An 18266-nucleotide genomic window follows, 5' to 3' on the forward strand; every position below is an offset into this window, starting at 1 on the left:
TGCCTTATCTGAATTAGCGACGAAAAACATAGCCATCAATGAAGTTGAAAGTGTCGATAAACAAATCACGGGCAAACGCGTCATAGTCAAAGTAGCCGCGCAGGCTCTCAGGGATAGCCGCCAGCAGGCTGTGTTCGTTCACGTAGTCCACAGCAAAATCTTCTTCGCTCACGGCCTCGCCATAGTAGGCGTCTTCGAACGCGTCAAAGTCGCATTCGCCGCTGTATTCGGCCCACGCGATAAATGCCGCGTCCTTACCTACATCCTTCGCCTGTTTGTAGGCATCGATGAAATCCCAGTCCACAGAGCTTTCAGAGGCAAACTGAGAAGGAATGCCTTCCCAGTCCTGAAACATCAGTTCCGGGTCATGCTCATTCGCGTGGAGCGCGTGGCAGGCTTCCAGAAAGTCTTCTTTCTCGTCGAAATCGGTCAAATCAAACCATTTTCCGGCCAGGCTGCCACAGTTGTATTTGTGATAAGTGCCAACGTATACCGCCGGGGTGGTGGTGCTGATAGTGTTCATGGGTGTTCCCTCCATAGTCCAGGTTATCTGAGTACCGGCTTACGCCGTGCCGACACGACAGCCCGACGAAAAGCGGAGGATGCAAGGTCGGAAGCGGAGGCCGCAGCGCAGATAAAGCAGAGGCGGTCTGGACGGTTTTTCTGCGAATTTTTGAGCAGAAAAACAACGGGAAGAACGCCGATAATCATCAAAAATAACTGCGACCGGGTGACGGTGGAGGTGGCGCCAGCCACGTGCCTTGCATACGCAGCGGTCGGGCTAAAGTGAAGGCACGGCGTTAGCCGCAGACCGCACGAAATCTCATCCCGCGCGCGCCCGTAACAGCGTGGAGGTCGCGCTGGTATAGCGGAGCAGCGCGACATCCGATTCCTGTTCAGAACTGCGGGGCAATCTGCCCCGCCCGTCGGTCACGCAGCAATCCGGATTCCGGAGAATGACCGCATCATCGCGTCAATTTCGACGCGGGCCTCGCTGACCGCATCACGTAACCAGCGGCGCTCAAACCATACGCGTGATGGGCTGTCCGGGTGACGCAGCGCGAACGGTACGTCCGTGACACCAACAACGCGACCGCGACATTCGAGACGGATCTGGAGGCGACGAAACGTTTCCTGCCCGTCGAGGACGGCTTTCAGGCGCGCGTCGAGAGTGTCGTTATCCCACTCGGTATCATCGCTTCCGGCTTCCACTTCAATCACGGAGAGCGTGAAGTTGCGCGTCCGGCGGGTAAACACCAGAGGATCAGCAGCAGGACGCAGGGCTTCTGTCAGGCGGTATCCGGCAGCGGCGACACAGCTACAGACATGGTTGATTTCGTCTCGCAGGGCTTTCAGGAGGCACAGGATTTGTTTTACCGACATCCCGGCAGGACAGTTATCGTATTCCAGCGAAATCGTGCCAGCGTGGGCTTTGCGGTGGCCCAGCGAGTTGCGGTAAAGACGAACAATCAGATCGCTCCCGCCAACTAATGGCAGCAGTTCATTCAGTGCGCTATCCGGCATCAGGCCACGCAGCGCAATTTCAGGCAACAGGCGCAGCAGATCGGACGCCCCCAGTTGGCCATAGAAAGCGACGCCTTCCCCACGCGAATAATTCAGGCTGGTATCGATATCCATCGTGGCTGGCCAGCCACGGGCAACCAGCGTGTTACGGGTGTGACGGTGCATAAAGCGATAAGCGGTGGTCATAGTTTTCTCCTTGTCTCGACGCGGCGACTGCTTCGCCGTGCCGATACGACAGCCCGACGATCCGCGGGAAATGCAAGGGCGGAACCGGAGGCCGCAGCGCAGATAAAAGCAGAAACGGTCTGGACGGTTATCGAGCGAAACCTGAGCGAGAGAACGACGGGAAGAACGTTGAAAAACATAAAAAATTTACTGCGACCGGGCGATGGTGGAGATGGCCCGGCCATGTCCCTTGCATTAACCGCAGTCGGGCTATAGTGGAGGCACGGCGTTGACACCCGCCGCGACACCGGCGCGGCATAAAAAGCGGAGTCCACGACATCCTTATGGCTGATTTGGCGGGCTGACAATGCAGCCCGGCCACGGTTAGCGGGTGAATTCGTCCCAGTGTTCGTTGAACTGATTCTGAACCCGCGGGCTTGTCAGATCACCGGTAACAACCCAGGCATCCAGGAATTTAAGCTCCTGCAGGATAGAACTTTCAACATCATCAAGCAGTGTGATGCTGTTAAACCAGACCGACTTTCCGGAACGATAAGCCCATCGGCAGCCATCACTCTCTTCCAGGCATTCCTGCCACCAGGTTCTCCCCATATAAACAACCCCGGCTTCCGCCAGCGCCAGACTCTCCGCCTGGATCAGGAAATATGCCGGAAACTCAAGATCAGAAACTTCGATATCGACGCCAATCAACCAGGTATTCATTATTTCTTTGCCTCTTCAATCGCCCACTGCAGGTGATCCCAGTTGAAACCGATATTGGCATCATGGCATTCATCAGCGAGTGCCATCGCAGCCTCAATCGTCTCGTTGTCCAGCGTGTTATCGAGCGAAAGGAAATCGTCGGCCAGCCAGAACGTCCCTGTACAAAGTGCATCCAGAGGATGTTGCTGCAATCTGGCAATCATCCCCGATACAGTCATTTCACGACGCCACAGACCAGGTGTCGGGAAAACTGCGTTGGCCACATCAAACCACTCCCAGTCTCCTGGCGGTACCGGCCATTTCACCATTTCGGTCTGAACGCCTGGTAGCCAGGACAGACGCTCAAGGATCTCCCCCAGGGAAAACTTATGGCCACTTACATCGTCACTGGCCAGACAGTGGCCATTGAGAAACACCGCATGCTGGCCATCATCCAGCGTAATACACGTCAGCTTAAACATATTTCCCTCCTTAACCCGGCACCCATCTGCGCCGTGCCGACACGACAGCCCGACGATCAGTGGTTAATGCAAGGGCGCCAGCAAGGCCGGTAGCCGGTAATAGCAGAGGCGTTCCGAACGGGTTTTCCGTGAAAATTGAGCGGAAAACCGACGGAAGGAACGACGATAAGACGTTAAATCACAGGCGGCCGGGTGCAGCTGGCGGCGCAGCTTCCCTTGCATTCACCACAGTCGGGCTATAGTGAAGGCACGGCGCACCCATGCCTGAAGATGGGATAACCAGACGCTGCCGGTTCAATACCGGCAGTGGATGGCTGGGGAGAGATGATGAGCCCCGGTTTCCCGGGGACGTCTTCAGGAAAAGCTGGAGGTTAATTCCCGATCGTGGATGATACGCTGGCGTACCTCGTCAGCCAGAGCATGAAGCGCTTTCAGCGGTAGCCAATGGCGTACTGGCGCTCCCGGACGAATAATGCAAATGCCGGCGCTGCGGTCACCTTCGCGGACCATATCAAAATCACGGTAAATCGCGAGGCCAACGGCAACAACTGCGGCCCCGTGGTGAAAAATTTCTGTCAGCCATAGTTGCTGTTGTTCAGCATCCGGGCGCATCAGCGGCGGCATATCATTCCACGCTTCACCAAAAACCCAGAAGTGGCGTGTCTGGCGCTCAAAAATATTAATCCCTTCATACTGGGCTCCGGTCATGTCGTTAATAATGCCGGCATCAATGAAGATCTGACGGCACAGGACCATCAAATCGGCTTCAATCGCTTCAGTCAGGCCAATACAGATCGGGTTCGCCTCCTCAAAATCAACCCGAACACAAGGATCACCTTTCAGGATTTCGCCGCTGACGCTTGCACACAGGTTGAGATCACTGCACATCTGCTGCAGGCCATGGACCGCACGGGTATCAAGATGGCCACGTGAAGCAATCGCCGGCAGCATCGCCATAATAGATTCGGTAGTGACATGGCCCGAAATAGTGAAGCAATAACAGTTTGCATCAGGCTGGACAACGACTGACGACGGCCAGTTGTTTTCTGACAGGATCTGACGGCTGCGGGTTGGTGCAAGAGTCATATAAAGATTCATAGGGTACTCCTTCGTTTGATTTACCGGGCTTCTTCTGCCGTAGCTTTTACGTACGGGAGGATATCTCCCGCCATAAGCGACAGGCGGCAACGTGCCATCAGGCAAAAATCAAGTTCCGGAGGCAAAGCCGCAGCGCAAGCGACCAGAGGGAGTGCGAACGGGTGCAGCAGCAGGCGACTTTATTTTTGCCGGCACGGTGCAACTGTTTAAGCGATGGCTGGAGATAATCTGACTGCAATAGAGCAGCAAAGTGACTTCATTGGATATACCCACATCGTTATCCCCCGATTCTGTGGATAAGTAACCCAGCTCTCAACGAGTGCAAGGTACCACATCACCGGTGGAGTTTTTCCAGGAACTACAGAGGGTTAAAGGCAGCAAAAAATCAATACTTGAAAGTGTCTTCAATAAGGCAATAATACTGTATATGCAAACAGTGTTATTTGAGGTGGTTATGTTTGAGTTTATACGTGCTGACAGCAATCCAGAGTTGACGCCCATCCCTCTCTATAGCGATCGCTGCCAGGCTGGGTTTCCCTCACCGGCCCAGGACTACGTGGAGGCCGAATTAGACCTGAACCAGTACTGTATATCGCGGCCCAGCTCAACCTACTTTGTACGAGCTATCGGCAACTCGATGACCGACATCGGCCTGCATTCGGGCGACTTGATGATCGTCGATAAAGCCGAACAGGCTCAGCACGGAGACATCGTCATAGCTGAGATAGAGGGAGAGTTCACGGTTAAGAGATTGCTGCTGAGGCCACGGCCTGGACTGCAGGCGATGAACCCAGCCTACCCAACTCTATGGCCAGACCCGGAGAACCTGCAGATCTTCGGTGTCGTGACGGCATTTGTGCACAAAACCCGGGGACATGATTGATGTTCGCCCTGGCTGATGTGAACAGCTTTTATGCGAGTTGTGAGAAGGTCTTTCGTCCTGACTTACGTGATAGACCAGTGGTTGTTCTTAGCAATAACGATGGTTGTGTTATAGCCAGATCTAAGGAAGCCAAGCGGCTTGGAATCAAAATGGGGATCCCCTGGTTTCAGCTAAAAGCAATGCAGTTCCCGGAGAAAGTCCTAACGTTTTCCAGTAATTATGAGCTGTACGCAAGTCTGAGCAACCGGGTCATGGCACATCTGGAAGAATTGGCGCCCCGCGTTGAGCAGTATAGTATCGACGAAATGTTCCTGGATATTCGCGGCATCGATGGCTGTACTGACTTTGAAGATTTCGGACGGCAGCTGCGCGAGCACGTCCTAAGAGGAACCGGACTGACAATTGGTGTCGGGATGGGACCGACAAAAACTTTAGCAAAATCAGCACAATGGGCTTCTAAGGAGTGGCCGCAATTTGGGGGCGTGCTGGCCCTGACTACTGGCAATCTCCGTAGGACAGAGAAACTGCTCTCACTGCAGCCAGTGGAGGAAATCTGGGGGGTTGGTCGCCGCATAGGCAAAAAGCTGAATACATACGGCGTGACAACTGCGCTGCAGCTGGCGCGCATGAACCCTGCCTTTGTACGCAAGAACTTTACCGTGGTGCTGGAGCGGACAGTACGCGAGCTGAACGGTGAGGCCTGTATATCTCTTGAAGAGGCACCGCCCGCAAAGCAGCAGATTGTCTGCAGCCGATCATTCGGAGAGCGCATCACGACTTACGAAGCGTTGCGACAGGCTATCTGCCAGTACGCCGAACGCGCGGCTGAAAAATTGCGGGGAGAACATCAGTTCTGCCGGCACATATCGGTCTTTATCAAAACCTCCCCTTTCGCAGTCAACGAAGCTTATTACGGCAACGTGGCCAGTGAAAAGCTTCTAGTGCCTACACGCGACACCCGAGACATCATTAATGCCTCAGTAAAAGCCCTGGACTGTATCTGGCTCGACGGGCATCGATATGCAAAGGCTGGAGTAATGCTGAATGACTTCACCCCTACGGGAGTAGCACAGTTAAATCTTTTCGATGACGTTAAGCCGCGGGAATGTAGCGAGGAGCTAATGAAAGCCCTGGATGGCATAAACCATTCAGGGCTCGGGAGGGTATGGTTTGCTGGGCGCGGAATAGCGCCGGACTGGCAGATGAAAAGAGAAATGCTGTCGCCGGCATACACAACTAAATGGACTGATATACCGTGCGCCTCAATTTGAGTATCAGAGAAAGCTCTTCATTTTTTCTCGGGCTTCTTCCAGTCGCTGCTGCTCATCATCCTCTACGACTTCGGGCTTGATTGCAGGGGTAAACTGCCCAGCTCCCAGTTCCTGAAGCACTGAGCGAATATCAGCCTGCGTAGGTTTCCATCCGGTGGTCTGGCTGAGCAGCCCGGTCAACTGGTCAGCTGTAAACTCCTTGTTCAGCATCGCGGCCAGAAGCGCGGGTAATCTAGGATCCAGTTGCTGCAGAGCCATTCCGGAAATAAACGCATTCCGGAACAACTCGCCCCGGGTAGAACGGGGAACGGCTTCAATGACTTCCAGAGCCTGTCTGTCTGCATCCTTCTCAGGATGCAGATATAACGTGAATTTTTTCCGTTCCTCACTCACTTCATTACTCCCCTTTAAATACGGCGATCGCTTCTACCAGTGCGGTCTGTGGAGAGGCCATCATAACCACTTTCGGGCCCAGATGTTGCCATGCCGCCTGGACTGCCGTTTCGATAAGCGGTGCACCACCACCGACAATATAAACCCGGTTTACATGACGGAAATCGGCAAGGTCATCCACCACCCGAGCCCCCAGACTGGCGATTGCGCTTTCAATGGTATCCATCACCAGTGGGATTTTGCTCTCGTCATTAATCACCTGACGGACAAAATCCATATCGTGGCGGTGTTTTATCAATTCATCAGCCACCATGGCACTGGTATCACTTGAAGCCATACGAAGCGCACTGAGGGCACTCTGAGTGACCATTGACACACCAATATCCGAATTACCATGAATGGCACTGACCGCATCAAACTGCCCGACAATGACGCCAACATCTAGAGTCGTCCCGCCAAGGTCGATTACCAGCGATTTCTCGTAAGGCCCGACACTGTCTTTTACCAGACGGGTAAACACGGCAGGCAGGGATTCCGGCATAACTTCAACGTGTTCAATACTGAACGTCTCACCTTTATTCAGTTTTACCGGCCGCATAAGGTTGTCGATCTTGCGCTGAATGTTGAGCTCATTCTTCTGGCATTCTTTTGTATAGAACTCACTGATAGGCAGTGTCACCGTCAGTGAAACAGCCTGTGGCTTCAGCCCGCTGTTAAGTAATGCATGATGTACAGCCAGAACATTCACATCCGTGTACTGATACTCAATATGAGTCGTCAGGATGGACTGATTGCTGACTTCATCATAGGTGTACTTCTTGCCATCGAGCTCATAGTTAAAAGTCTGTCGATTTCCCAGCCCCTCTACCTTCCAGCCGGTACGGAACGAGTTCGCAGATACTGACGTCTGCAGCTTTTTCCCGGCATACCAGGCAAGTTTTACGTTTGTTGATCCGTCGTCACAGAAAATATTCATTGTCATTCCTTAGCCCAGATATCGATAACACTCAAAGTGAGTATTAACAATTATTCTCACGGCAGTGCAACTACTCACTTTGAGTCCCTTCGAACATGATAATATCAAAACAAACTCATAATCAAATCATTTGAACATCGAAAACACATTATTTTAATATTACTTTAATACCATACTGAGTTGAGGTAACTTTCACCAAAAAGCATCGCTATCGGTTGACATGACAGCCAAAAAAACTATCATCATGATATTGTTTTAATATTAAAAAGGGATTGCAATGATACTTACGATAGCTAACACAAAAGGTGGCGTAGGTAAGTCTACGCTCGCGGTCAACATTGCCGTAAAAAGAGCCCTTCAGGGGAAAAAAGTTTGGTTAGTCGATGGTGATAAACAGGGTTCGTCGCAAACAGCTATTTTGGTTCGTTCAGAGGACGGTGTTGAGCCAGGTATTGCTTGCTCGCATTACCCTGAAGGTCCGGTATTAAGGAGCCAGGTTTTACAACAGAAAGATAACTTTGACGATATCATCATCGAATGTGGGGGCCGAGACTCCACTGCTATGAGGGCAGCTCTGACAATCACAGACGTCCTTTTAGTCCCTTCAGCACCGGGAAGTTTCGAAGCTTGGGCTATGGATGCCAACGCCGAACTAATCAAAGAAGCGCGGAGCATAAGAGATGGGTTGGTCTGCTATTCGCTTTTGAACAAAGCAGATACTCAAGCCAGATCCTCCTACAACAGAGATATGCTGGAAATGATGGAAGAGTACAAAGAGGACATCCCAATCCTCGACAAAGTCATCTATCAAAGAAAAGTCTACGCCAATGCTGCAGGCAGTGGAAGGACCGTGAGTGAACTGAAATTACGTTCGCATGAAAAGATTGCAGTGCAAGAGCTAGATACTCTCATATCAACACTATTTGAATAGTTAAATGCAATCAAAATAATATTAAAGTAATGTATAGGTGATATGAAATGGCGCTCCAAAAAAAACCCAAAAACCAGCAATCTGTTTCAAATAATGAGGCAGTAGAAAACTTCATAAACTCAGCCCCCGATGCAAAACTCCCCGCGTCGAAGGGAGTTGTTAAAGGTAAAAAACAGCAGATCACAATCACGATGGACCCTGAACTGATTAAGCGTATAGATGAAGCAGCTGCAGAGAACGGGCAATCGCGCGCTGCTTTCATTAATATGTCATGCATAAACATACTGGACTATGGTTTGCAAATTGCTGGCAAGAAGAAAATCAGCGACTAAAAACATTAAAACACAATGAAAGCAATTTCAATTTGATGTTGTTTTAATATTAAAACAACATCAAATCAATCTTTTCTGAATCTTACTGCTATCTTAGATTTTTTTTATCATCGCAACAGCCTCAGCCCCGGACATCTGAAACTGTACCCGGTGCCGTGCCGCCACATCGAGTGCAAACACCTTCGTGTAGACCTCCGTTGAACTGATACTCTTATGCCCCATCAGACTCTGCAGCACCTTCAGCGGAATACCGTTGTACAGCATATGCATGGCATAGGAATGCCGAAAAGTATGTGGAGTCACCGCTACCGAGAATGTCACACCGTCGGCCGCAGCGGATTCAACCGCTTCACTCAGCCAGGTTCTGACGGTGCGGTCCGTAATTTCCCAGATGCGTGCTTTCTCTGTTCTGCCAGTACGTTTATTTCGGCGCTCGAGGGGAATTTTCAGCGTGGCCACCATCATCTCCAGCTGACTGACGTACTGTTTATCTGACAGCGGCACCAGGCGATGAGCCTGGCTGCCAGCAGGCATTCTTCCTGCTGTTCTGGCCGCCTTTTCTGCCCGCTGTTTCAGGGTGGCCAGCTGCACAAACGGGTAGGGTGGCGCCAGCGAAAAATCACTCCGGGTCAGCGCCAGCGCTTCGTTAATGCGCGCGCCGGTATTCCACAGCGTGGCCAGCAACATCTTGCGGTGCAGATCGGGGACATAATGGAGTAGGGCGCTTACTTCCGGCGCCAGCAGATACTTCGGCAGTTCGTCCTGGACGATCGCCATCTGACGCAGGGCCAGAGCCGCCGGGTAATCGATGGCCACAGGTAGCTGTGCTGCAGGAACATTGGTTTGAGTGACCGGCATGAGATGACTCATTGCTTTAACACCCCGGAAAATCTGAAGGGCCGATAATAAACATCACCAGGCCGTCGCGGCAACGTTCAAGCTCCGCCTCACTGGCAGAAGAAGACAGCCTGTGCAGGTTCGCGGGGGTCGCGTCCAGAGGATATAAATCCTGGCTGAACAGCGACAGATTATCTTCACTGCATGTGAGACCTGCCGCTCCCAGATACCGGGAATAATCAGACAGTATGGACCGGCGTTCTGCTTCAGGCAGTGACTCAAAATACCCCAGATACTCATCAGTAAAAGCAGAATCGGCGATCCCCCTGACCACGCCGGCCATTTCCTGACAGATATCCAGCTGCAGCACCGCCGCAGGGAAGATATCCTCCCGGTGTCCGCCACAGGATGCGGAGGCCAGCCGCCACTGACGGTTGGTGCTGACCGGTACTGTCCGAGTCGACGCAAGCACCAGGACCGGCAGTTTACCCGTCCACGTTTCAAAAGGTTCGTCAAAATAATCAGCAGGAATATCGGCAAGAGCCATTCCATCCCATGTTGACACTGTCATGTTGCTCCTCGTTATAGTTTATATGCGGCGGGTAACCAACCGGGAGCCGGCGGCAGCGGAGAACAATTCCAGGGATGTTGCGCTGCCAGTTCCTGAATATCGTCGTCATACAGCCCAGTCCCGCCAAAATCAAACGCCGGCCAGCGCTGGCAGGCATAGCAGTAGGCCAGAAAACCCTCATCCCGCTTCCGGGTCAGCCAGTACACCCAACTGATGGCGTAAATGTCCTGCGAGTAAGCCCCCCAGGCCACAAAAAACGCAAAGCGGGTCCAGTGGGCCAGTTCGGGGTAAAGTGGACGCATGGCAGCCAGTTCATTCAGCGTCTGCTGGTCAAGACTGAAATCCTGCTCTTCCGTGTCGGTAACAAATGTCTCCAGATCAAACTTAAACTTTTCCATCCAGTGTTCCTTTATTATTGAGAAATCCCGCCTTACCCTCTGTTAATGCTTCTATCTGAAGCTTGCCCAGAAGTCAGGCCGAATGTCATACAGCATTGTGTCACCAACATCAGCCAGCTTTTCATCAAATTCCCCCTTATCGGGAAGACAACCATCCTTGACATCAGAAACGTCGCTTAACTCTCTTAGATGCCAGAATTCGCAGTCTGGCTCCTGGATAGCAATAACAAAACCGTATGAATTCACCAGGTAACGCGGATTAACCGGATATTCTAAATCCCTAATCCATAATGGAGTGCTGTTTGGGATACCAAGAGCCATTCTTATTTCCAGTAATGTCCTGTTACCAGTTCGACCAGCAGTACATCGTTTACACATAAAATAGTCACTCAGAGTAATTATTACGGACGGCAGATCTGTCTGCGCACAACCCTGCGTCTGTCACCCGGATGATTTTCCCCTGCCGTCATCATTTATAAGAGGATAATGAGCAGGCATATAGCCACGCCGTTAAATTACCGGATGGCCGTTTCGGTGTGATCCGATTTATTGCGTATTTAACAGTTTCCGGAAGTGTACCACGCACACGAAATAAGCAAAGCGGCAATATCTGCCCCTGCGCGACGGATCACGGGGAAGGGGATAAACACAACATATAGAAGAAAACGCAGCTGATGGCATGGCACATGTTGTGTTTCTGCGCCGCTGCGCGCCGGAGGCCGGAGAGAAGATCCGGAACAACCGGAAACCGGATCTCAGGAGAGGAGAAGAAGGATTTGTGCTGATAATGCAATACTAATAATATATTTTGAACTTAATTGCATTATTGCTTATTTGGCATTAATAACTGAAATACTTTGCATAATTATCAATGAAAGAACGAGGCTCATATTTCCCATGTAAATTATATGCCCTTGTAGAGAGCGAGACGGTAGTGAACTTGCGGTACTAATAATAAACTGTACCGACTCTTCCTGGGCACTGGAATGTTCAGATGTACGACAGAGCCCTGCGCCTTTTGCAATAAATAATTAAAGGACTGAACATGGCGACCACAGTAATAGCTGCCTTTAACGAATTTATGAAAGATACCGTGAATCTCAAAAAGGCAGATACCGATGACGCGCGTGCAAGTCGCGACTGGCTTATCGGTAAGATGAATGATTTGTAAGCGTAAACTGACCGCCGTATGTAGCCATCAGACGAGAATTGGTAACTTAGACGCCCATCTGATATAGACGGACATCTAAGTATGGAATTACAGGACTGGCGAAAAGAACCTCGTAAAAACTATTCGAATGAATTCAAACTTCGTATGGTGGAACTGGCATCACAACCTGGAGCTTGTGTTGCACAGATTGCACGTGAAAATGGCGTCAATGATAATGTTATTTTCAAATGGCTCAGGCTCTGGCAGAACGAAGGGCGTGTTTCGCGGCGTCTTCCGGTAACGACCTCTTCTGACACTGGCGTTGAATTATTACCTGTAGAAATAACGCCGGATGAGCAGAAAGAACCTGTGGCGGCCATTGCGCCGTCTTTATCCACTTCCACTCAGACCAGAGTCAGTGCCAGTTCCTGCAAGGTGGAATTCCGTCACGGTAACATGACGCTGGAAAATCCATCGCCAGAGCTGCTCACAGTGTTGATCCGTGAACTGACCGGGAGGGGAAGATGATCTCACTCCCATCAGGTACCCGTATCTGGCTCGTTGCCGGCGTTACCGATATGCGTAAATCCTTCAACGGACTGGGAGAACAGGTACAACATGTGCTGAATGATAATCCCTTCTCCGGTCACCTGTTTATCTTCCGTGGCCGACGGGGTGACACCGTCAAAATTCTTTGGGCTGATGCTGATGGTCTGTGCCTGTTCACCAAACGCCTGGAGGAAGGCCAGTTTATCTGGCCTGCGGTACGTGACGGCAAGGTATCCATTACCCGCTCGCAACTGGCAATGCTCCTCGATAAGCTGGACTGGCGTCAGCCAAAAACATCCAGCCGTAACTCACTGACAATGTTGTAAAAAACTCCTGACCGCATTATAAAAACGGTCATGAGTCAGAAATACCTCATTCGCATCGCAGAGCTGGAAAGGTTGCTCTCTGAGCAGGCTGAAGCCCTCCGTCAGAAAGACCAGCAACTGAGTCTGGTTGAAGAGACGGAAGCCTTCCTGCGCTCTGCACTGACACGTGCCGAAGAAAAGATCGAAGAAGATGAACGGGAAATAGAACATCTGCGGGCTCAGATAGAAAAACTGCGCCGGATGCTGTTCGGTACCCGTTCTGAAAAACTGCGTCGTGAAGTTGAACTGGCTGAGGCTCTGCTGAAACAACGTGAACAGGACAGCGATCGTTACAGTGGGCGGGAAGACGATCCTCAGGTTCCCCGCCAGTTGCGACAGTCGCGCCATCGTCGTCCGTTACCGGCACACCTTCCCCGTGAAATACACCGCCTGGAGCCAGAAGAAAGCTGTTGCCCGGAGTGTGGCGGTGAGCTGGATTATCTGGGGGAAGTCAGCGCTGAACAGCTGGAACTGGTGAGCAGTGCCCTGAAAGTGATCCGCACAGAACGGGTAAAAAAAGCCTGTACAAAATGTGACTGTATTGTTGAAGCACCGGCGCCGTCCCGCCCGATAGAGCGTGGTATCGCGGGCCCCGGATTACTTGCCCGCGTGTTAACGGGAAAATACTGCGAACATCTGCCACTGTATCGTCAGAGTGAAATCTTTGCCCGCCAGGGTGTCGAACTGAGCCGGGCCTTACTCTCCAACTGGGTTGACGCGTGCTGCCAGTTAATGACACCGGTGAATGATGCCCTGTACCGTTATGTAATGAACACCCGCAAGATTCACACTGATGACACACCGGTAAAGGTACTGGCACCGGGTCAGAAAAAGGCGAAAACAGGGCGTATCTGGACGTATGTCCGGGATGATCGCAATGTGGGTTCGTCATCTCCTCCAGCGGTCTGGTTCGCGTACTCGCCGAACCGGCAGGGGAAACACCCGGAGCAACACCTCCGCCCCTTCCGGGGTATCCTGCAGGCGGATGCGTTCACAGGTTACGACAGGTTGTTCAGTGCAGAACGTGAAGGTGGTGCACTGACAGAAGTTGCGTGCTGGGCCCATGCCCGGCGAAAAATCCACGATGTATACATCAGCAGCAAAAGTGCGACGGCAGAAGAAGCACTGAAGCGAATCAGTGAACTGTACGCCATCGAGGATGAAATACGGGGATTACCGGAGTCAGAGCGTCTTGCCGTCAGGCAGCAGCGAAGCAAAGTGTTACTGACGTCGCTGCATGAATGGATGGTGGAGAAGAATGGTACGCTGTCGAAAAAATCCAGACTGGGCGAAGCGTTCAGCTATGTACTGAATCAGTGGGATGCCCTCTGTTATTACAGTGATGACGGTCTGGCGGAGGCGGATAATAATGCTGCGGAAAGAGCGCTTCGTGCAGTCTGTCTCGGAAAGAAAAACTTTATGTTCTTTGGCAGCGATCACGGCGGCGAGCGTGGAGCACTGTTGTACGGGCTGATCGGCACCTGCCGTCTGAACGGTATCGATCCGGAAGCGTATCTGCGCCATATCCTGAGCGTACTGCCGGAATGGCCTTCCAACCGAGTTGACGAACTCCTGCCATGGAACGTAGTACTCACCAATAAATAAGCGTCAATACGGTGCTCCGTTGACGCTTACCCAGATTTGGGTGTCGACATAATTAAATGTTTCTTTCGCCACGACGTGTCGGTGATAGGTAGCCCATCCCCGGATCACCGGGTTTAGCTGGCCTATCAGTTTCCATGCCGGGAGCGTCGGATTGCGTTTAATTATTTCTCTGACTTTACAGAGGAAGTTCTTCAGGTTTTTCTTCGACGGTTTAATCAGCATTTTACCGTTGTACTTCCTGACGTTCTGCCCTAAAAAGTCGAAGCCTTTATCTATATGTGTGATCGCGGTTTTTTCTTACGACAGTTCCAGCCCTCGTTCGCGCATGAAAGCTGCAATCAGTGGTCTGACCTCATTTTCCAGCAGTTCACGGGAGCTGCCTGAACAGATGAAATCATCAGCATATCTCACATAATTCACCTGGTGCTTCGCACTGTGATAACCACTTTTCCTGAACGTTTGCATCAGTTCCTTCTCCAGACCGTCCAGAGCCATATTGGCGAGAACAGGGGATATGATGCCTCCCTGCGGTGTTCCGCTGTTCGTATGGTTAAACACGCCTCTTTCCATGTAACCTGCTTTCAACCATTTTTTAAGCAGTCTCCTGTCCATCGGAATATGGGAAAGCAGCCAGTCATGGCTGATGTTATCGAAACACCCTTTAATATCGCCTTCCAGTATCCATTTGGGCGATACTTTCTGGCTCATCCGCAGAAAAATGGACTCAATGGCGTCATGCGTGCTGCGCATTGGTCTGAAACCATAGCTGTTATGGTCAGCAGTGGTTTCGGATACGGGTTCCAGAGCCAGCAGCCACAGTGCCTGCATGGCCCGGTCCCTCATTGTGGGTATGCCCAGCGGTCGCGTTTTGCCGTTTGATTTTGGGATATGTATTCGCCGTAGTGGCTGTGGCCTGTAACCACACAGATTCAGGCTGCATATTCCTTCCCATTTCTCCTTCGGTGTGTGCCATATTTTTCCGTCAATACCGGGTGTCCTTTTACCGGTATTTTCAGTTACACGCCTGACAGCCACGGCTTTGCCGGAGAATGAGCGGGTGAGGATGCGCTGTAGTTCTCTGACCTGCCGCCATTGTTGCTGTCGGGTTGCCTTTGCAATCCGTAACTGTAGCTTTCGCACCCGGGCATGGCATGCTTTCCAGTCTATGGTGTGCCAGCCTGTCGGGTGGGGTATCGTGGACACACTGATGTGTGTATTCATCTCGCTGATATCCTTTTGACTGCTTTACAGCTTTTCATGCAATTAAAGACCAGACGGAAGTCTGCCCGCTTTCGCGTCGGGGAACCTGCCCCGTATCCCGGTCATTACAACCGGGCATTTGCTTTTTCCGTCCTCCTCTGCCCGCACCGCCTACAGTGTTCCTTACGGTTCACCTGCCTGTAAGGCAGCGATACGGGTTTACCAGGTTCCGCTTAACATACAGAAGGTCAGGGCGGGTTCTGTCTCTTCACCGGGGATCGTTATGCCCATGTGCTCTCGTGTCCAGAGAAGCAACCTGATCCCATACCTTTTGGTTCAGGCCTGTCAGCATCTTTGGCCTGTTGCCGATAACGGTGTTTATCAACAGTTCACATGTGTTAACCCTTCTGACCAGCCTTGCTCTCCTGCCACATGATGCTTGCAGCAAGGTAAAGCCCCTCACGGGGCTTTACCCGGGCTGACGCCCGGCTCTCGTTGTCCCGGGAGCTTCAGACCCCGCCGTTGCCGGCAGCGCCTGTCCCGGTAGGCTACAGCTAATGGGATAGCTGGTTTTATCAATGTAAAACAATACGTTAAGCGACTTCCTGTCGCACAGACACCGTCTGCTCCGTCAGAATTCTGAATGCCTTTAAAAACCGCCTGCAGGACATTGCCCAGTACGCCCAGGCTGATATCAGGCGTAACCAGGAAGCTGTCACGCTGAAACTGGTCAGCAAGGACTGGAATTTTGACATCGTCCCCTGCTTTATTACCAGCGAAGATGCCTTTGGACGGACTTACTACCTGATCCCCGATGGCAACGGCCACTGGAAGTTTACCGACCCCCGTAAAGACAGGGACAGAGTCACTACTATCAATGTGCAGAATAACGGCAATGTGCTCAATGTCATCAGAGCAGTCAAATACTGGCAGCGGCGACCGACGATGCCATCCATGAGCTCCTACCTGCTGGAAACGCTGATTCTGGACTATTACGCTGGCAGGACATCCTGCTCATCGTTTGTTGACATGGAGCTGGAAGCGCTTTTCCGCCACCTTAGTTAATCCGTGCGGTACTCTGTCAACGATCCCAAAGGCATACAGGGTGATATCAACTCACTTTCAGCCGAGGCACGTAAGGCGATATCGGACAGATGTTATCTCGATGCGCAAAAAGTATCGGAGGCGAGATGGTTTGAAAATAATAAAGAGTATGAAAAATCCATCAATAAATGGCGCGATGTGTTCGGGCCGTTCTTTCCTGTTTACGGGTGAACCATGAATGCCATTTACACAAACCAGTCGACCAGAGAAAACCTTGATTTACTGTATGCGCAGGCCCGTGTCTACGACAGGGTAAAAAACTGGAACAGACTGAATTTTCTCTTCAGCATCATCGTACCGCTCCTGCTTTCTTTCGTTACCGTATACAACCGGAGCCGGGAATTTGTCGATTCAGAGCTGTTGTCTTCGTTGTTGGGGTTATATGGACTCCTGGTGCTTACCTTTAACATTGTTATCAGTGGACACATCTCGGCTCTGCGCAGGAAGGCAGCCTCAATCCAGGAAATGTACGACTGCCGGGTACTTGGCATCCGACGTAATGAACTGAAGGTGGAGGAGATCCCACGGGATGACATCATCCGGGAAGCTGCATATTTTAGAGACAGCCCGGAAAAAGTACGAAAGCGATTTGGCGAAGAGAGGTGGTACGTCAGTAAGGTGTATGACGCGCCGCAGGCCGTAATGGCGCTCCTTTGCCACGGAAAAAATCTCGGCTGGGACAAATCGCTCAGGGAGGTTCTGCACGTATTTTATCTTTCCGCTTTTATTGTCTCGCCTGTCACGATGCTTGTTTACGGCATCGTCATGAAATACGGGCTGAATGAGATCCTCTTCTATGTGGTGTTCACACTGCCGGTCATCCGCTATTTCTTGCTTCAGTTTCTGGATAATCGCAGCAGTATGAAAAGAAGCGAGAAGCTGAAAAAGTACGTTGAGAAGGAATTATCCGGCATAAGGGTATCCGGAAGGGCAGAAGAAGAGCAACTGGGTTATACGTGTCAACGCCACGATGTTTGACCGTCTTATATCACTGGCGCTGACAACACAACAGAGTTATCAGGCATGGTGTCAATCAGTTCACAATTTTTCCATCGGAGCAGCCTACCACCGGTGATAACCTGACTTTGCCTGTAGTTTGTATACACAATCCCTGGCATTGAAACACACATATGAAGTGTACTTCGGATATGACCGTACGCTCAGGAAGTACTGCAGATTCCGTCAAAAATTACCTGTAAAGACAGACTTCAGAAAAAACAGTGCTCGCCGCAGACCGGTGACCGGGCGAAGCCCGCGAACCGGCGAGGAAGCGCAATGTATCTGTAGTTACAGTGAGCAGGTACGCCCTGAAGCCCTTATAAGCGGTTGTGTATGCTGTTTCCCCTGGGATGATTTATCCACATATCCAGAGGTTCGATCCAGTAAACAGATCCATGAATGATCAACAAAGGATCCATTAAAGATCCCCATATCGCTGCAAACCTTGTCACTAATGGGCCGGGACCACGATCACATAAGCTGTGGCATGTTACTGATAAACTGTAACATGCTAATGATAAGCTGTATTCAGTAATCCATATACTGAAGTAAGTTAATGACATAAACTATGGTCAGTACGCCAGACTCAGTTGTTAAATACAGGCTGCAGGTTTTTCTTCAGTCAGTTAGCGGAGTTCTGACACACGATTTTCTGTTTATTCTTTTACTGTCCACAGGCTGGAGGCTTTCTGGAAAACGAAAATTCAGACATCAAAAAACTGTTCGGCGAG

The 18266-nt window shown here is 51.2% G+C and carries 19 protein-coding genes and 4 pseudogenes; 10 read left to right on the forward strand and 13 right to left on the reverse strand.

Features of this window, described 5'->3' with window-relative positions; all coding sequences use genetic code 11:
* Window positions 1–13 precede the first annotated feature (13 nt).
* The 5 genes from AC534G_RS25970 to AC534G_RS25990 all read right to left on the reverse strand — a co-directional run bounded on the left by AC534G_RS25970 (window position 14) and on the right by AC534G_RS25990 (window position 3971).
* Window positions 14–523, reverse strand: coding sequence for an antirestriction protein ArdA (locus AC534G_RS25970; protein ID WP_053389743.1), 510 nt, complete (start codon window positions 521–523; stop codon window positions 14–16).
* Between the two features lie 407 nt (window positions 524–930).
* Window positions 931–1710 (reverse strand): YubG family protein, encoded by a 780-nt coding sequence (locus tag AC534G_RS25975; protein WP_053389742.1) that lies wholly within the window; start codon window positions 1708–1710, stop codon window positions 931–933.
* Between the two features lie 363 nt (window positions 1711–2073).
* Complete coding sequence (locus tag AC534G_RS25980) at window positions 2074–2412, reverse strand: hypothetical protein (RefSeq protein ID WP_053389741.1); 339 nt, start codon at window positions 2410–2412, stop codon at window positions 2074–2076.
* Window positions 2412–2873 (reverse strand): hypothetical protein, encoded by a 462-nt coding sequence (locus tag AC534G_RS25985; protein ID WP_261452501.1) that lies wholly within the window; start codon window positions 2871–2873, stop codon window positions 2412–2414. Before AC534G_RS25985 ends, AC534G_RS25980 begins: the two co-directional genes overlap by 1 nt.
* A gap of 354 nt (window positions 2874–3227) precedes the next feature.
* Window positions 3228–3971, reverse strand: coding sequence for a hypothetical protein (locus AC534G_RS25990; RefSeq protein WP_053389740.1), 744 nt, complete (start codon window positions 3969–3971; stop codon window positions 3228–3230).
* 454 nt (window positions 3972–4425) lie between these two features.
* On the opposite strand from AC534G_RS25990, the gene umuD reads away from it, so the two are divergent.
* Complete coding sequence (gene umuD / locus AC534G_RS25995) at window positions 4426–4854, forward strand: translesion error-prone DNA polymerase V autoproteolytic subunit (RefSeq protein ID WP_048227699.1); 429 nt, start codon at window positions 4426–4428, stop codon at window positions 4852–4854.
* Entirely contained in the window at window positions 4854–6125 is a 1272-nt protein-coding gene (locus AC534G_RS26000) for a Y-family DNA polymerase (RefSeq protein ID WP_053389739.1), read from the forward strand. The genes umuD and AC534G_RS26000 overlap by 1 nt, the downstream gene beginning before the upstream one ends.
* Before the next feature lie 3 nt (window positions 6126–6128).
* Here the strand turns inward: AC534G_RS26000 and AC534G_RS26005 are convergent, their stop codons facing one another.
* On the reverse strand, window positions 6129–6452 hold the full coding sequence (locus tag AC534G_RS26005) for a plasmid partitioning/stability family protein (RefSeq protein WP_232926361.1): 324 nt from the start codon (window positions 6450–6452) through the stop codon (window positions 6129–6131).
* A 70-nt stretch (window positions 6453–6522) separates the two neighbouring features.
* Window positions 6523–7494, reverse strand: coding sequence for a plasmid segregation protein ParM domain-containing protein (gene parM / locus AC534G_RS26010; protein ID WP_048227674.1), 972 nt, complete (start codon window positions 7492–7494; stop codon window positions 6523–6525).
* 277 nt (window positions 7495–7771) lie between these two features.
* Here parM and AC534G_RS26015 point away from each other — a divergent pair, with 277 nt between their 5' ends.
* Together AC534G_RS26015 and AC534G_RS26020 are read left to right on the forward strand one after the other, a co-directional pair.
* Window positions 7772–8425, forward strand: a complete 654-nt coding sequence (locus tag AC534G_RS26015; RefSeq protein WP_048227675.1) for an AAA family ATPase — start codon at window positions 7772–7774, stop codon at window positions 8423–8425.
* A 47-nt stretch (window positions 8426–8472) separates the two neighbouring features.
* Window positions 8473–8757 carry a ribbon-helix-helix protein, CopG family gene (locus AC534G_RS26020; protein WP_053389737.1) on the forward strand — a complete coding sequence of 95 codons (285 nt, stop codon included), beginning with the start codon at window positions 8473–8475 and terminating at the stop codon, window positions 8755–8757.
* A 93-nt stretch (window positions 8758–8850) separates the two neighbouring features.
* Here AC534G_RS26020 and AC534G_RS26025 read toward each other — a convergent pair whose 3' ends face one another.
* Genes AC534G_RS26025 through AC534G_RS26040 form a run of 4 tightly spaced genes read right to left on the reverse strand, consistent with a single transcriptional unit; the run spans window position 8851 to window position 10884 of the window.
* Window positions 8851–9627: a site-specific integrase gene (locus AC534G_RS26025; protein WP_053389736.1), complete on the reverse strand. Its 777-nt coding sequence runs from the start codon at window positions 9625–9627 to the stop codon at window positions 8851–8853.
* A 4-nt stretch (window positions 9628–9631) separates the two neighbouring features.
* Entirely contained in the window at window positions 9632–10165 is a 534-nt protein-coding gene (locus tag AC534G_RS26030) for a hypothetical protein (protein WP_069325153.1), read from the reverse strand.
* An 11-nt stretch (window positions 10166–10176) separates the two neighbouring features.
* Window positions 10177–10563: a hypothetical protein gene (locus AC534G_RS26035; RefSeq protein WP_053389734.1), complete on the reverse strand. Its 387-nt coding sequence runs from the start codon at window positions 10561–10563 to the stop codon at window positions 10177–10179.
* Window positions 10564–10614: 51 nt separating this feature from the next.
* Window positions 10615–10884 carry a hypothetical protein gene (locus tag AC534G_RS26040; protein ID WP_053389733.1) on the reverse strand — a complete coding sequence of 90 codons (270 nt, stop codon included), beginning with the start codon at window positions 10882–10884 and terminating at the stop codon, window positions 10615–10617.
* A gap of 724 nt (window positions 10885–11608) precedes the next feature.
* Here AC534G_RS26040 and AC534G_RS26045 point away from each other — a divergent pair.
* The 4 genes and pseudogenes from AC534G_RS26045 to AC534G_RS26060 form a co-directional block, all read left to right on the forward strand.
* Window positions 11609–11728: pseudogene (locus AC534G_RS26045) on the forward strand (nucleotidyltransferase); the annotation flags it as partial.
* Window positions 11729–11815: 87 nt separating this feature from the next.
* Window positions 11816–12241, forward strand: a complete 426-nt coding sequence (gene tnpA / locus AC534G_RS26050; protein WP_000422741.1) for an IS66-like element accessory protein TnpA — start codon at window positions 11816–11818, stop codon at window positions 12239–12241.
* The gene (gene tnpB / locus AC534G_RS26055; protein ID WP_000624722.1) at window positions 12238–12588 is read left to right on the forward strand and encodes an IS66 family insertion sequence element accessory protein TnpB; all 351 of its coding nucleotides are present in this window, start codon (window positions 12238–12240) and stop codon (window positions 12586–12588) included. Before tnpA ends, tnpB begins: the two co-directional genes overlap by 4 nt.
* 30 nt (window positions 12589–12618) lie before the next feature.
* Window positions 12619–14232 (forward strand): IS66-like element ISEc23 family transposase, encoded by a 1614-nt coding sequence (locus tag AC534G_RS26060; protein ID WP_000080193.1) that lies wholly within the window; start codon window positions 12619–12621, stop codon window positions 14230–14232.
* Between the two features lie 21 nt (window positions 14233–14253).
* Here the strand turns inward: AC534G_RS26060 and ltrA are convergent.
* A pseudogene (ltrA, locus tag AC534G_RS26065) lies at window positions 14254–15453 on the reverse strand (group II intron reverse transcriptase/maturase); the annotation flags it as partial.
* A gap of 618 nt (window positions 15454–16071) precedes the next feature.
* Here ltrA and AC534G_RS26070 point away from each other — a divergent pair.
* Together AC534G_RS26070 and AC534G_RS26075 are read left to right on the forward strand one after the other, a co-directional pair.
* A pseudogene (locus tag AC534G_RS26070) lies at window positions 16072–16299 on the forward strand (nucleotidyltransferase); the annotation flags it as partial.
* Window positions 16300–16710: 411 nt separating this feature from the next.
* Entirely contained in the window at window positions 16711–17514 is an 804-nt protein-coding gene (locus AC534G_RS26075; RefSeq protein WP_261452503.1) for an S-4TM family putative pore-forming effector, read from the forward strand.
* 685 nt (window positions 17515–18199) lie between these two features.
* Here AC534G_RS26075 and AC534G_RS26080 read toward each other — a convergent pair.
* Window positions 18200–18266 (reverse strand): annotated as a pseudogene (locus AC534G_RS26080) (hypothetical protein); the annotation flags it as partial.

It is taken from the genome of Citrobacter sp. CRE-46 (genome assembly GCF_059615875.1).